The sequence below is a fragment of the Flavobacterium aquicola genome (assembly GCF_003385115.1).
GTDB lineage: Bacteria > Bacteroidota > Bacteroidia > Flavobacteriales > Flavobacteriaceae > Flavobacterium > Flavobacterium aquicola.
In genome coordinates this window covers 154511-168040 of record NZ_QUNI01000007.1, presented here as the reverse complement: position 1 = coordinate 168040, position 13530 = coordinate 154511, and the positions used below count along the sequence as shown (strand labels likewise).

The window sequence follows — 13530 nt, the reverse complement described above, 5'->3', positions numbered from 1 at the left end:
TCCAATAACATAGAATTTGGGATTTTAATTTTTGGAATTTATCTTTATTCTCTTGGCAAAAAAATCTCCGCCATCATACATCGGGCGCTTCCTCCGCCACAAGCTTCAATCGTATCTAAATTTGAACTTAAAATAGTTACATGTTCTTCTAACTGGGCAATTTGTTTTTTAGTCAGACTTTGATGAGCCGAAGCACTCATTACTAAATATCTTCTATCATCCGCTCCTTTTACTTCAAGCATATTACCCGCAAAATTATTCACTTGCTCTTCGGTAATCAGAATAATTTCTTTTTCATCACCCTTAATGCTGTCAAGAACCATTTTTCGCTCTTTTTTGTCATCAATAGAATCAGCACAGATTACTGCAAATGTATCTCCAAGACACATCATGACATTAGTATGGTAAATTAGCTTTCGCTCCTTATTAACCGTTTGAAAAGCCTCAAAAATTACAGGAGTAAATTCAAAATCTTCACAGAATTCAATAAATAATTCCTCATCAGCTCTTGGAGAAAGAGCACAATATGCCTTACCGTTTTCTCTATCCAATAATAAACTTCCAGTTCCTTCTAAGAAAAAACCATCTTCTTCGGCAGAAGTATAATCCATAATATTATTGATTATAAATCCTTTTTCTTCTAGAATGTCCAGAATATCCTCACGGCGTTCCTGACGGCGGTTCTCTGCAAACATTGGATAAAGCGCTACATCTCCATTCTCATGAAAAGAAATCCAATTATTTGGAAAAATACTGTCCGGAGTATCTGCATTTTCAATATCATCTACCACTGTTACGTCTACCCCAACTGCGCGAAGCTTTTCAACAAAAACATCAAATTCCTGTTGCGCTTTTGCATTTACTGTTGCAGGCAAAAGACCATCTAAAACTTTTTGATAGTAATTATTCACTGCTGTTTGCTCATTCATACGAAAAGCAACTGGCCGAATCATCAAAATAGAGTTTGTTGTTTGTGTCATATTCTTATTTTTTATTGTTTCAAAATGTATTGTTTAAAGTTAAACAATATAAACTCAAAACAGACTATTAATCTCTTATTAATGGCAGAGTAGAACATCTTAATAAGCCCTCTTGCTTTGCAATTTCAGCATATGGGATTTCTTCTACAATAAATCCATTTGCTCGTAGCCAATTATTCAACCTTGTGAAATTTTTCTCAGAAACTACCACATTAGTATCTATTGAAAACACATTAGAATTCATATTATACATCTCATCCCTAGTAATATGAAATAGATTTTCTTTACCAAAAAGATCAACCAAAAACATATAATCTGCTTCTTCTCTAAATCCTCTCTTATAAATAATTCCTTTGTCTTTCCCAACCGGCTGAAAACAGCAATCTAAATGTAGTGCATTATCGCGCGCTTCGATTCTGGATTTCACTAAATCGAATTCTTTTACTTTTTTATTCGGAAATAGTTTTTTTAAAAAATTAACACCGTGCATATTCGTCCTTGCGGTAATGTAGCTCGCATAATCACTCCCTTTATAGGTTCCTACAAAAATATAATCATTCCAAAGCATTACATCGCCTCCTTCGATATGAACTTCTTCTGGGGGACGAATCACTTTTACAGGATTAATTTGATCAATTACAAATTGAATAGCATCTAATTCTCTTTCACGGTCTGGCAAAATATTGGACTTAATAAATACATCATCAATCACAAAACCAATATCTCTAGCAAATATTTGATTGTAGTTTTCAATCATTTTAGGACGTAAAACTGTGACATCATATTTTTGAAAGACTGAATTAAAGGCTTCCGTCTCAATAATCATATCACTTTCGACTGGATAAGTATTAGCCAAAATATGTTCTAAAGATTTTGGATCATAGGCTTCATCTGCTTTTGGTGTTGGCCCGTTGCTAATTGCAGATCCTAACACTACAGCCCTTAATCTTGAAGTTTCATTCTTAACATTTAATTTAAGCATTGTTATAAATTTTGCCAAAGATAAAAAAAAAGCTTCACTAGTAAAGTGAAGCTTTAATAATCTATTGGAGAATTATTATTTCTTATATTCTCTTAACGGATAACCTGTATAAACTTGTCTAGGTCTTCCGATTGGCTCTTTATTTTCTCTCATTTCTTTCCATTGAGCGATCCAGCCTGGTAATCTACCAATCGCAAACAATACGGTAAACATATCAGTTGGAATTCCTAAAGCTCTATAAATAATACCAGAATAAAAATCAACATTCGGGTATAAATTTCTTGACTTGAAATATTCATCTTCCAATGCTGCTGCTTCTAATTTTTTAGCAATTTCAAGAATAGGATCATTAACTCCTAAAGTTGAAAGTACTTCGTCTGCAGCTTTCTTGATGATTTTTGCTCTAGGATCAAAGTTTTTATAAACTCTATGTCCAAAGCCCATCAATCTGAAAGAATCATTTTTATCTTTTGCTTTCGCCAAATATTTATCAGCATCACCGCCATGTGCATGGATTTCTTCTAACATTTCAAGAACAGCTTGATTTGCACCTCCATGCAATGGTCCCCATAATGCTGAAACACCTGCAGAAATAGAAGCAAAAAGACCAGCATGAGAAGAACCTACCATTCTAACTGTAGAAGTAGAACAGTTTTGCTCATGATCAGCATGAAGAATAAACAATTTATCTAATGCATCAATAATAATTGGATTTGCAACATATGGAGCTGTAGGAAGTTTAAACATCAAACTCATAAAGTTTTCAACATACCCTATAGTATTATCATAATAATTCAAAGGATACCCCATACTTTTTCTATATGTCCAAGTAGCAATAACTAAAAATTTAGCAATAGTTTTACAAACCGCATCATACATATCTTTTTCATTGCTTGCATCAACAGATTTAGGATTAAAAGCTGTTAAAGCACTAGTCAAAGCAGACAATACTCCCATTGGATGAGCAGTTCTTGGAAAACCATCAAGGATAATTTTCATTTCCTCACTTACCAGAGTGTGTTTTCTGATATCGTTTTCAAATTGCTCTAATCTTTCAGCAGACGGCAATTCACCAAAAATTATTAAATAGGAAACTTCTAAAAAATGAGATTTTTCAGCCAAATCTTCGATTGAATATCCTCTGTAACGTAAAATACCAAGCTCTCCGTCCAAAAAGGTAATTTCGCTTTTACAAGCACCCGAATTTTTATACCCCGGATCAAGTGTAATAACACCTGACATATCTCGTAATTTACTAATATCAACAGCAGCTTCATTCTCGCTTCCTACTATAACAGGCAACTCAAATTTTTCACCGTCAATTTCTAATATTGCTATTTTTGACATATTGTTTATGAAATAAAATTTAATTTATAATTTACCAAATCTAAGTAATTTCTAAGTAATTTAAAAACTTATTAAGTATTGAATTTGTTAAAAATTCAATAAAAAAGCCATTCATCATAGACGAATGGCTCAATTACTACAAATTCATTACAATTACTTTATTTTAAAGGCATTTAAACCAGGAAAATATGCAGAATTCCCTAATTCCTCTTCAATTCTTAATAACTGATTGTATTTTGCCATACGGTCAGAACGTGAAGCAGATCCTGTTTTAATTTGACCACAGTTTAATGCAACTGCTAAGTCAGCAATTGTATTATCTTCTGTTTCTCCTGAACGATGAGACATAACTGAAGTATACCCAGCATTTTTAGCCATATTTACTGCAGCAATAGTTTCTGTCAACGTACCAATTTGGTTAACTTTAATTAAAATTGAATTAGCAATCCCTTTTTCAATTCCAGTTGATAAACGCTCAACATTAGTTACAAATAAATCATCACCCACTAATTGAGTTTTAGATCCGATTTTTTCTGTTAACAATTTCCATCCATCCCAGTCATTTTCATCCATACCGTCTTCGATAGAGATAATTGGATATTTAGCAACTAATTCAGCTAAATAATCAACTTGCTCTGCAGATGTTCTAATTTTTCCAGTTGCACCTTCAAATTTAGAATAATCATATTTTCCGTCAACATAAAATTCTGATGATGCACAATCCAAAGCAACCACTATTTCATCACCAAAAGAATATCCTGCTTTTTCAACTGCCAATTTGATAGTATCTAAAGCATCTTCTGTACCTCCAGCTAAGTTTGGAGCGAATCCTCCTTCGTCACCAACTGCAGTACTCAAACCTCTATCGTGCAACACTTTTTTAAGATTGTGAAAAATCTCAGTTCCCATTTGCATAGCATGTGTAAAAGAAGTTGCTTTTACTGGGAAAATCATAAATTCTTGAAATGCGATAGGTGCATCAGAGTGAGAACCTCCATTGATGATGTTCATCATAGGAACTGGTAATGTGTTTGCAGAAACACCTCCAACATATCTATATAAAGGCAATCCTAATTCATTAGCAGCAGCTTTTGCAACAGCAAGAGAAACCCCAAGAATAGCATTAGCTCCCAAGTTTGCTTTGTTTGGCGTACCATCCAAATCAATCATCGCTTGATCAATTAAATTTTGTTCAAAAACTGAATATCCAATTAATTCTTCAGCGATTTTAGTATTTACATTTTCAACAGCTTTCAAAACACCTCTTCCTAAGAAAGATTTTCCTCCGTCACGTAATTCAACAGCTTCGAATTTACCAGTAGATGCTCCAGATGGAACTGCTGCTCTACCTAATACTCCGTTTTCTGTTACTACATCTACTTCTACAGTAGGATTACCTCTTGAATCGAAAATTTGTCTTGCGTGAATTTTAACAATAATACTCATTATTCTTATTTTTTATGTTATTAATTTGTATTTTATTCAAAATTAAGTAAAAAAATTCATTAGTCTTTATTATTAAAACACTAATGTAATTTTATTTATTAACGATAACGTTTTAGTCTTATACAGATTTGATATTTTCAATAAACTGATCAAAAAGATAAGAAGAATCGTGCGGTCCAGGACTAGCTTCTGGGTGATACTGGACAGAAAAACAGTTTTTATTTTTCATTCGCATCCCTGCTACAGTTCCGTCATTTAAATGTAAATGTGTAATTTCTAAATCAGGATGCTGATCTAATTCTTCTTTATTTACAGCAAAACCATGGTTTTGAGAAGTTATCTCACCTCGGCCAGTAATTATATTTTTTACAGGATGATTAATTCCTCTATGTCCGTTGAACATTTTATAAGTTGAAACTCCGTTTGCCAAAGCAATAACCTGATGTCCTAAACAAATACCAAACAAAGGTTTATTATTTTGAAGTATTTCTTTTGCAACTTGTATTGCACTATCCAAAGGATCTGGATCCCCAGGACCATTAGACAAGAAAAAACCGTCTGGATTAAAAGATGCTAATTCAGAGTAAGAAGCATTGTATGGAAAAACTTTAATATAACAGTCTCTTTTGGCCAAGTTTCTAAGAATGTTTTCTTTTATCCCTAAATCTAAAGCTGCAATTTTATAAGATGCATTTTCATTTCCATAAAAATAAGGCTCTAATGTAGAAACTTTCGAAGCTAATTCCAATCCTTTCATGTCTGGCACTTCTGCTAATAACGCCTTCAATTCTTCAACAGAAGTATCATCTGTACAGATAACAGCATTCATTGCCCCATTTTCACGTATGTAACTCACCAAAGCACGTGTGTCAACATCAGAAATACAAATTAAGTTTTGTTTTGCAAAATAATCTTCTAAACTTCCTGATGAATCAGTTCTAGAATAATTAAAACTAAAGTTTTTACAAACCAATCCAGCAATTTTTATACTGTTGGATTCAACTTCTTTATCATTTACTCCATAATTTCCAATGTGAGCATTTGTAGCAACCATCAATTGACCAAAATATGAAGGATCAGTAAAAATCTCTTGATATCCAGTCATACCAGTATTAAAACAAACTTCACCGAATGTTTTTCCAGTGATTCCAATCGATTTACCATGGAAGATAGTTCCGTCACTTAATAAAAGAATAGCGCTTTTTCGTGTTGTATATTTCATATCTAATTTAATATTGTGCAAATTTAAATTTTTAAAACAGTGGACGCAATGTTTTTTAGGAATAATTATATCTATTTAAAACCGTAAACATCAGAGTAACAAAAAGACTTTAAAATGTTTTAAAAAATACTTCTAAATCAATTACATTCACCTGTTCTTTTTAGCTTTGACAAAAAATGCTTATTTATTTTTCAAAAAAAAAGGATAAACTATAAATAGTTTATCCTTTCTTATTATTGAATTATTATTCTCATAATTATTCAGCAGCATCAGTTGTAGGTTCAGCTTCAGCAGCTGGAGCTTCAGTAGCCTCTTCTGCTTTTTTTGCTTTTCCACCACGACGGCTTTTTGCTTTTTTAACTTCTTTTTTACCTCCGTTGTAAAGTTCATTGAAATCTACTAATTCGATCATTGCCATATCAGCATTATCTCCTAAACGATTTCCAACTTTAATGATACGAGTGTATCCACCTGGACGGTCACCTACTTTAGCTGCAACATCTCTGAATAAATCAGTAACTGCATATTTACTACGTAAGTAAGCAAAAACGATACGACGGTTGTGAGTAGTATCAGATTTTGATTTTGTTATAAGCGGTTCAACAAATTGTTTAAGCGCTTTAGCTTTAGCAACAGTAGTATTAATACGTTTGTGCTCAATAAGAGAACAAGCCATATTAGCTAACATAGAACTTCTATGTGCAGTCTGTCTGCTTAAGTGATTGAATTTTTTTCCGTGTCTCATGACCAATTTATTTTAACTTCATCTTGCTACAATCCACTATGGAGAGCAAAATATGAAGTAAATTATTCTTTATCTAATTTGTATTTTGCTAAATCCATACCGAAGGTTAAATTCTTAATTGCAACTAGTTCATCTAGCTCAGTTAAAGATTTTTTTCCAAAATTACGGAACTTCATTAGGTCATTTTTATTGAACGATACTAAATCACCAAGTGTATCAACTTCAGCCGCTTTCAAACAATTTAATGCTCTAACAGAAAGATCCATATCAACAAGCTTAGTTTTAAGCAATTGTCTCATGTGTAATGATTCCTCATCATATGATTCTGTTTGTGCAATTTCGTCAGCCTCAAGTGTAATTCTTTCATCAGAAAACAACATGAAATGGTGAATTAAAACTTTTGCAGCTTCAGTAAGAGCATCTTTAGGATTGATTGAACCATCAGTTTTAATTTCAAAAACTAATTTCTCATAATCTGTTTTTTGCTCTACACGGAAGTTTTCAATAGCATACTTAACATTTTTTACCGGAGTAAAAATTGAGTCAGTAAATATAGTTCCTATTGCAGCATTCTGTTTTTTGTTTTCTTCAGCAGGAACATATCCTCTACCTTTTTCGATAGTTAAATCGAAATTCAGTTTAATTTTACTATCTAAATTACAGATAACAAGATCTGGATTCAAAACTTGGAAACCTGAAATAAATTTTTGAAAATCACCTGCTGTTAATTGATCTTTACCAGAAACAGATATAGTAACTGATTCATTATCGATATCTTCAATCTGACGTTTGAAACGTACTTGTTTAAGATTAAGGATAATTTCGGTAACGTCTTCAACAACTCCTGAAATAGTAGAAAACTCATGATCTACACCTTCTATGCGAACAGATGTAATTGCATAACCTTCTAATGCTGAAAGCAAAACTCTTCTAAGTGCATTACCAACAGTCAATCCATAACCAGGTTCTAAAGGTCTAAATTCAAATTTACCTTCAAAATCGGTTGAATCGATCATGATAACTTTATCGGGCTTCTGAAAATTAAATATTGCCATAAATTTCGACTAAGTCAATTATTATTTGTTGTACAACTCTACGATTAATTGTTCTTTAATGTTTTCAGGAATTTGAAGTCTTGCAGGTACAGAAACAAAAGTTCCTTCTTTAAGATCTTGATTCCAAGTAATCCATTCATAAACATGACTTGAATTAGACAAAGAACGTTCGATAGCCTCTAAAGATTTAGATTTTTCACGAACTGCAACTTTATCACCAGGTTTAAGGTGGTAAGAAGGAATATTAACCACTTCACCGTTAACTGTGATGTGTCTGTGAGAAACGATTTGACGAGCACCTCTTCTAGAAGGAGCAATACCCATTCTAAAAACTACGTTATCAAGTCTTGCTTCACATAATTGTAATAAAACTTCACCAGTAACACCTTTAGTAGCTGATGCTTTTTCGAATAAATTTCTGAATTGTTTTTCTAAAATTCCATAAGAATATTTAGCTTTTTGCTTTTCCATTAACTGAACAGCATACTCAGATTTTTTTCCTCTTTTTTTAGCCATCCCGTGTTGCCCAGGAGGATAATTTCTTTTTTCGAAAGCTTTATCATCTCCGAAAATTGCTTCGCCGAATTTACGTGCGATTCTTGTGCTTGGACCAGTATATCTTGCCATTTTAAAAAAATTTAAGGTAGAGATTATGAATTCAGGTCTTATCCTTCGATAATCGTTATTCTACCTTTATTATACTATAATTTGTTTGAGTATTATACTCTACGTCTTTTTGGAGGACGACATCCGTTGTGTGGCATTGGAGTAACATCGATAATCTCTGTAACTTCAATTCCACCATTATGCAAAGAACGGATAGCAGACTCACGTCCGTTTCCTGGTCCTTTTACATAAACTTTAACTTTTTTAAGTCCAGCCTCAAGAGCTACTTTACTACAATCTTCTGCTGCCATTTGAGCTGCGTATGGAGTATTCTTTTTAGAACCTCTAAAACCCATTTTACCAGCTGATGACCAAGAAATAACTTCACCTTTTTTGTTTGTCAAAGAAATGATGATGTTATTGAAGGTAGCAGAAATATGAGCCTCACCCGTTGATTCAACGATAACTTTACGTTTTTTTGCAGTTGCTTTAGCCATATTACTTATTATTTAGTTGCTTTTTTCTTGTTAGCAACAGTTTTTCTTTTACCTTTTCTTGTTCTAGAGTTGTTTTTAGTTCTTTGTCCTCTTAATGGAAGACCAGATCTGTGACGGATACCTCTATAACATCCAATATCCATTAAACGTTTGATGTTCAAAGAAATTTCAGAACGTAATTCTCCTTCAATTTTGAAAGATGAAACAGCCTCACGAATCGCTCCGATCTCGTCATCATTCCATTCTTGAACTTTTTTATCTTGGCTAACTTGAGCTTTTTCTAAAATCTCAATAGCTCTACTTTTTCCTAATCCAAAGATATAGGTAAGTGCTATAACACCTCTTTTGTTTTTTGGGATATCTACCCCTGCTATTCTTGCCATAATTATCCTTGTCTTTGTTTAAATCTAGGATTCTTTTTGTTGATTACGTATAATCTGCCTTTTCTGCGCACTATGATGCATTCGGCGCTTCTTTTTTTAACTGATGCTCTTACTTTCATTTTGAATATCTTTAATATCTATAAGTAATTCTTGCTTTTGACAAGTCATAAGGGCTCATTTCTAGTTTTACTTTATCACCAGGTAATAATTTAATGTAATGCATACGCATTTTTCCAGAAATATGAGCAATTACAATATGTCCATTTTCTAACTCTACACGGAACATCGCATTTGATAATGCTTCAATGATAGATCCGTCTTGTTCTATTGCTGATTGTTTTGCCATAAGTTAAGCTACCGCTTTTCTATTTTTACCACTTTTCATCAAACCATCATAATGCTTATTCAACAAGTATGAATTAATCTGTTGAATCGTATCAATTGCAACTCCAACCATAATTATTAATGAGGTCCCTCCAAAAAACATAGCCCAAGATTGTTGAACATCCATAAGACTTACAACAATTGCTGGGAACACAGCTATCAAAGCAAGAAATAAAGATCCTGGAAAAGTTATTAAAGACATCACTTTATCAAGATAATCAGAAGTCTCAACACCTGGTCTAATCCCTGGTATAAAACCACCACTTCTCTTCAAATCATCCGACATTTTATTAGTAGGAACTGTAATTGCAGTATAAAAAAAAGTAAATACAACAATTAATGTTGCAAATAAGAAATTATACCAAAAACCGAACATATTACTAAAAGCGCCAACAATAGACTGAGAAGCATCAGATTTTGAAAAACCAGCAACAGTTGCAGGAATAAACATAATCGCTTGTGCAAATATTATTGGCATTACACCAGATGCATTAAGCTTTAAAGGAATCCATTGTCTGTTACCACCCATCATATCTTGTTCGAAATCACCAGATGTCGTACGACGAGCATACTGTACTGGAATTTTTCTAACTGCCATCACAAGTAATACACAAGAAATAATTACAAGTAACCAAATAATGATTTCAACAACCAATAACATAGGTCCTCCATTATTATTAGTTACTCTAGTTGTAAATTCTTGAATAAAAGCTTGTGGTAACCTAGCTAAAATACCAACCATAATCAAAAGGGAAATACCGTTTCCGATACCTTTATCAGTAATTTTTTCTCCTAACCACATGGCAAAAATTGTACCTGTAACTAAGATAACTACTGAAGAGAATAAAAATTCAAAAGAATTAAATCCCAAAATGAAAGCTGAACTAGGTAAAGTTCTGTAAAGATTGTAGATATAAGTTGGTCCTTGTACTAAGGTAATAACTATAGTTAACCAACGGGTAATTTGATTGATTTTCTTTCTACCACTCTCTCCATCACTTTGTAGTTTTTGCAAATAAGGAATCGCAATTCCCATAAGTTGCACAACAATAGATGCAGAAATATAAGGCATAATCCCTAAAGCAAAAACTGACGCTTTAGAAAATGCACCTCCGGTAAACATGTCTAGAATAGATCCTAATCCATTTTTGGTTTGTCCCGCTAAACCAGTTAATTGAGTTGCGTCAATTCCTGGTAACGTAACGTGTGCACCAAAACGATAAACTAAAAGCAGACCTAAAGTAATTAAAATTCTATTCTTTAGTTCTTCTATTTTCCAAACATTACTTATTGATTCAATAAATTTCTTCATCTTAATTGCAGGAATTACATGATTACAGCTTCTCCACCAGCAGCTTCAATAGCAGCTTTTGCAGTAGCAGTAAATTTGTGAGCAGTTACTTTTAATTTTGCTTTCAATTCTCCTCTACCTAAAATCTTAACGATTTCATTTTTAGTAGCAAGACGATTAGCTACATAAACTGTCATATCAACAGTATCTGTAATTACTCCATTATCAACCAATAATTGAAGAGTATCAAGATTAACACCTTCGTATTCTTTACGATTGATGTTAGTGAAACCAAACTTAGGCACACGTCTTTGAAGTGGCATTTGCCCACCTTCAAAACCAATCTTTTTAGAATAACCAGAACGAGATTTTGCTCCTTTGTGTCCACGTGCAGCGGTACCACCTTTACCAGAACCTTCACCTCTACCTAATCTTTTATTTTGATTGTGTGTAGAACCCTCAGCAGGTTGTAAGTTACTTAAATTCATAACAGTATTTGTTATTTAGCTTCTTCTACAGAAACTAAGTGTTTAACTTTATTTATCATCCCAAGGATAGCAGGATTTGAATCATGCTCTACAACTTGTCCCATTTTACGTAGGCCTAAAGCTTCCAAACCTCTTTTTTGTGTAAGAGGACAATTGATTTTGCTTCGAACTTGTTTTACTAATAATTTAGCCATAATTTCCTTGAATTAACCTTTAAAAACTTTCTCTAAAGAAATACTTCTTTGTTTTGCAACAGTATAAGCACTTCTCATTTGTAACAAAGCATCAAAAGTTGCTTTCACTACGTTGTGAGGATTTGAAGATCCTTGTGATTTTGACAATACATCATGAATTCCAACTGATTCTAGAACTGAACGAACAGCTCCACCAGCGATAACTCCAGTACCATGAGAGGCAGGAATTAAGAATACACGTGCACCACCAAATTTACCTTTTTGCTCGTGAGGAACAGATTGACCATTCAAAGGAATTTTTACTAAATTTTTCTTAGCATCTTCTACTGCTTTCGCAATTGCTTCAGAAACGTCTTTAGATTTTCCTAATCCGTGACCAACAACTCCATTTTCATCACCTACAACTACAATAGCAGAAAAACCAAAAGCTCTACCTCCTTTTGTAACCTTAGTAACACGATTTACACTCACCAAACGATCTTTTAATTCAAGACCACTAGGTTTTACTAACTCTATATTTTTGTATTTAGACATAATATATTAGAATTTAAGTCCAGCAGCTCTTGCGCCTTCCGCTAATGATTTAATACGACCGTGGTATAAATAACCTCCTCTATCGAAAGTTACCACATCAATACCGGCTTTCAAAGCTTTCTCTGCAACAAGTTTCCCAACTGCTGTAGCCACTTCAATGTTCGTACCGTTTCCTATTTCTTTTTCTCTTGAAGAAGCAGCTAATAAAGTAACTCCATTTACGTCATCAATAAGTTGAGCATAAATTTCTTTGTTACTTCTAAAAACAGATAGTCTTGGATTAGCAGCAGTACCACTGATCGTTTTTCTAATTCTGAATCTAATACGTTGTCTTCTTTCAGGTTTTGTTAATGACATAATCTTATTTTTTAAGCTGATTTACCTGCTTTTCTTCTTAATACTTCACCTACAAATTTAACACCTTTTCCTTTGTACGGCTCTGGTCTACGGAAACCTCTGATTTTCGCAGCAACCTGACCTAAAAGTTGTTTATCTAATGATGTTAATTTTACAATCGGGTTTTTACCTTTTTCAGAAATAGTTTCTAGAGTTACCTCTGGAGCAATTTCCAAAACAATATTGTGAGAGAACCCAAGTGCCAAATCTAACTTTTGTCCTTGATTTGAAGCTCTATAACCAACCCCAACCAATTCTAAAGATTTAGTAAAACCTTCTGTTACACCAATAACCATGTTATTAATTAAAGATCTGTACAAACCATGTTTTGCTCTTTGGTCTTTATGATCAGAAGATCTTTCTACTAGAACTTGATCTCCTTCAACTGTTACAGTTACGTCCGAAAACTCCTGAGTTAGTTGACCGTTTTTTCCTTTTACAGTAATGATACCGTCTGCAACTGTAATAGTTACACCAGCTGGTATTGTTACTGGGCTTTTACCTATTCTTGACATCTTATATAGTCTTTAAAATTAGTATACGTAACAAATTACTTCTCCACCCACATTTAATTGCTTAGCTTGTTTCCCAGTCATTAGACCTTTTGAAGTTGAAACAATAGCAATTCCCAATCCATTAAGGATTCTTGGCAATTTAGAAGCACCTGCATACTTACGTAAACCTGGTTTACTAATTCTTTGGATATCTTTGATTACCGGCTCTTTAGTATCTTTATCATACTTCAAAGCAATTTTGATTGAACCCTGAACAGAGTTGTCTTCAAATTTGTAACTTAAGATATAACCTTGATCAAATAAGATCTTTGTTATTTCTTTTTTTAGATTAGACGCGGGAATTTCGACAACTTTGTGGTTTGCAGCCACAGCGTTTCGAACTCTCGTCAAATAATCTGCAATTGGATCTGTATACATATGTATAAAATTGCGGTTTTGGTTTTCTTGCCGGACCATCCGGAAGAA

At 33.3% G+C, this 13530-nt stretch carries 19 protein-coding genes; all 19 read right to left on the bottom strand.

The window, feature by feature from the left end; all coding sequences use genetic code 11:
• Positions 1-44: 44 nt before the first annotated feature.
• Positions 45-980: a citrulline utilization hydrolase CtlX gene (ctlX, locus tag C8P67_RS13505; RefSeq protein ID WP_115813691.1), complete on the bottom strand. Its 936-nt coding sequence runs from the start codon at positions 978-980 to the stop codon at positions 45-47.
• Between the two features lie 67 nt (positions 981-1047).
• Complete coding sequence (locus tag C8P67_RS13500) at positions 1048-1962, bottom strand: dimethylarginine dimethylaminohydrolase family protein (RefSeq protein WP_115813690.1); 915 nt, start codon at positions 1960-1962, stop codon at positions 1048-1050.
• Positions 1963-2037: 75 nt separating this feature from the next.
• Complete coding sequence (locus tag C8P67_RS13495; RefSeq protein ID WP_115813689.1) at positions 2038-3309, bottom strand: citrate synthase; 1272 nt, start codon at positions 3307-3309, stop codon at positions 2038-2040.
• A 153-nt stretch (positions 3310-3462) separates the two neighbouring features.
• The gene (gene eno / locus C8P67_RS13490) at positions 3463-4755 is read right to left on the bottom strand and encodes a phosphopyruvate hydratase (protein WP_115813688.1); all 1293 of its coding nucleotides are present in this window, start codon (positions 4753-4755) and stop codon (positions 3463-3465) included.
• A 118-nt stretch (positions 4756-4873) separates the two neighbouring features.
• Positions 4874-5977: a glutamine-hydrolyzing carbamoyl-phosphate synthase small subunit gene (gene carA / locus C8P67_RS13485; protein ID WP_115813687.1), complete on the bottom strand. Its 1104-nt coding sequence runs from the start codon at positions 5975-5977 to the stop codon at positions 4874-4876.
• A 256-nt stretch (positions 5978-6233) separates the two neighbouring features.
• Complete coding sequence (rplQ, locus tag C8P67_RS13480) at positions 6234-6722, bottom strand: 50S ribosomal protein L17 (protein WP_115813686.1); 489 nt, start codon at positions 6720-6722, stop codon at positions 6234-6236.
• Positions 6723-6784: 62 nt separating this feature from the next.
• Complete coding sequence (locus C8P67_RS13475) at positions 6785-7777, bottom strand: DNA-directed RNA polymerase subunit alpha (protein WP_115813685.1); 993 nt, start codon at positions 7775-7777, stop codon at positions 6785-6787.
• Between the two features lie 21 nt (positions 7778-7798).
• Positions 7799-8404 carry a 30S ribosomal protein S4 gene (rpsD, locus tag C8P67_RS13470; protein ID WP_115813684.1) on the bottom strand — a complete coding sequence of 202 codons (606 nt, stop codon included), beginning with the start codon at positions 8402-8404 and terminating at the stop codon, positions 7799-7801.
• A gap of 92 nt (positions 8405-8496) precedes the next feature.
• Positions 8497-8880 (bottom strand): 30S ribosomal protein S11, encoded by a 384-nt coding sequence (rpsK, locus tag C8P67_RS13465; RefSeq protein ID WP_024981527.1) that lies wholly within the window; start codon positions 8878-8880, stop codon positions 8497-8499.
• Positions 8881-8888: 8 nt separating this feature from the next.
• Positions 8889-9263: a 30S ribosomal protein S13 gene (rpsM, locus tag C8P67_RS13460; protein ID WP_035637331.1), complete on the bottom strand. Its 375-nt coding sequence runs from the start codon at positions 9261-9263 to the stop codon at positions 8889-8891.
• A gap of 2 nt (positions 9264-9265) precedes the next feature.
• Complete coding sequence (gene ykgO, locus C8P67_RS13455) at positions 9266-9382, bottom strand: type B 50S ribosomal protein L36 (RefSeq protein ID WP_002987490.1); 117 nt, start codon at positions 9380-9382, stop codon at positions 9266-9268.
• Between the two features lie 11 nt (positions 9383-9393).
• Positions 9394-9609, bottom strand: a complete 216-nt coding sequence (gene infA / locus C8P67_RS13450) for a translation initiation factor IF-1 (protein WP_007136545.1) — start codon at positions 9607-9609, stop codon at positions 9394-9396.
• A gap of 3 nt (positions 9610-9612) precedes the next feature.
• A complete protein-coding gene (gene secY / locus C8P67_RS13445) occupies positions 9613-10959 on the bottom strand; it encodes a preprotein translocase subunit SecY (protein ID WP_115813683.1) in 1347 nt (448 codons plus the stop codon).
• 14 nt (positions 10960-10973) lie between these two features.
• Complete coding sequence (rplO, locus tag C8P67_RS13440) at positions 10974-11426, bottom strand: 50S ribosomal protein L15 (protein ID WP_100843395.1); 453 nt, start codon at positions 11424-11426, stop codon at positions 10974-10976.
• Positions 11427-11437: 11 nt separating this feature from the next.
• Complete coding sequence (gene rpmD, locus C8P67_RS13435) at positions 11438-11620, bottom strand: 50S ribosomal protein L30 (protein ID WP_026706255.1); 183 nt, start codon at positions 11618-11620, stop codon at positions 11438-11440.
• A gap of 12 nt (positions 11621-11632) precedes the next feature.
• Positions 11633-12157, bottom strand: a complete 525-nt coding sequence (gene rpsE / locus C8P67_RS13430) for a 30S ribosomal protein S5 (protein ID WP_115813682.1) — start codon at positions 12155-12157, stop codon at positions 11633-11635.
• A gap of 3 nt (positions 12158-12160) precedes the next feature.
• Complete coding sequence (gene rplR, locus C8P67_RS13425; RefSeq protein WP_115813681.1) at positions 12161-12511, bottom strand: 50S ribosomal protein L18; 351 nt, start codon at positions 12509-12511, stop codon at positions 12161-12163.
• Between the two features lie 11 nt (positions 12512-12522).
• Complete coding sequence (gene rplF / locus C8P67_RS13420) at positions 12523-13065, bottom strand: 50S ribosomal protein L6 (RefSeq protein WP_115813680.1); 543 nt, start codon at positions 13063-13065, stop codon at positions 12523-12525.
• Between the two features lie 18 nt (positions 13066-13083).
• Complete coding sequence (gene rpsH / locus C8P67_RS13415; protein ID WP_115813679.1) at positions 13084-13482, bottom strand: 30S ribosomal protein S8; 399 nt, start codon at positions 13480-13482, stop codon at positions 13084-13086.
• Positions 13483-13530: the final 48 nt, after the last annotated feature.

Coding starts and splice junctions, on each gene's coding strand:
- ctlX (WP_115813691.1), bottom strand. CDS start 980: ATGACACAAACAACAAACTCTATTTTGATGATTCGGCCAGTTGCTTTT.
- C8P67_RS13500 (WP_115813690.1), bottom strand. CDS start 1,962: ATGCTTAAATTAAATGTTAAGAATGAAACTTCAAGATTAAGGGCTGTA.
- C8P67_RS13495 (WP_115813689.1), bottom strand. CDS start 3,309: ATGTCAAAAATAGCAATATTAGAAATTGACGGTGAAAAATTTGAGTTG.
- eno (WP_115813688.1), bottom strand. CDS start 4,755: ATGAGTATTATTGTTAAAATTCACGCAAGACAAATTTTCGATTCAAGA.
- carA (WP_115813687.1), bottom strand. CDS start 5,977: ATGAAATATACAACACGAAAAAGCGCTATTCTTTTATTAAGTGACGGA.
- rplQ (WP_115813686.1), bottom strand. CDS start 6,722: ATGAGACACGGAAAAAAATTCAATCACTTAAGCAGACAGACTGCACAT.
- C8P67_RS13475 (WP_115813685.1), bottom strand. CDS start 7,777: ATGGCAATATTTAATTTTCAGAAGCCCGATAAAGTTATCATGATCGAT.
- rpsD (WP_115813684.1), bottom strand. CDS start 8,404: ATGGCAAGATATACTGGTCCAAGCACAAGAATCGCACGTAAATTCGGC.
- rpsK (WP_024981527.1), bottom strand. CDS start 8,880: ATGGCTAAAGCAACTGCAAAAAAACGTAAAGTTATCGTTGAATCAACG.
- rpsM (WP_035637331.1), bottom strand. CDS start 9,263: ATGGCAAGAATAGCAGGGGTAGATATCCCAAAAAACAAAAGAGGTGTT.
- ykgO (WP_002987490.1), bottom strand. CDS start 9,382: ATGAAAGTAAGAGCATCAGTTAAAAAAAGAAGCGCCGAATGCATCATA.
- infA (WP_007136545.1), bottom strand. CDS start 9,609: ATGGCAAAACAATCAGCAATAGAACAAGACGGATCTATCATTGAAGCA.
- secY (WP_115813683.1), bottom strand. CDS start 10,959: ATGAAGAAATTTATTGAATCAATAAGTAATGTTTGGAAAATAGAAGAA.
- rplO (WP_100843395.1), bottom strand. CDS start 11,426: ATGAATTTAAGTAACTTACAACCTGCTGAGGGTTCTACACACAATCAA.
- rpmD (WP_026706255.1), bottom strand. CDS start 11,620: ATGGCTAAATTATTAGTAAAACAAGTTCGAAGCAAAATCAATTGTCCT.
- rplR (WP_115813681.1), bottom strand. CDS start 12,511: ATGTCATTAACAAAACCTGAAAGAAGACAACGTATTAGATTCAGAATT.
- rplF (WP_115813680.1), bottom strand. CDS start 13,065: ATGTCAAGAATAGGTAAAAGCCCAGTAACAATACCAGCTGGTGTAACT.
- rpsH (WP_115813679.1), bottom strand. CDS start 13,482: ATGTATACAGATCCAATTGCAGATTATTTGACGAGAGTTCGAAACGCT.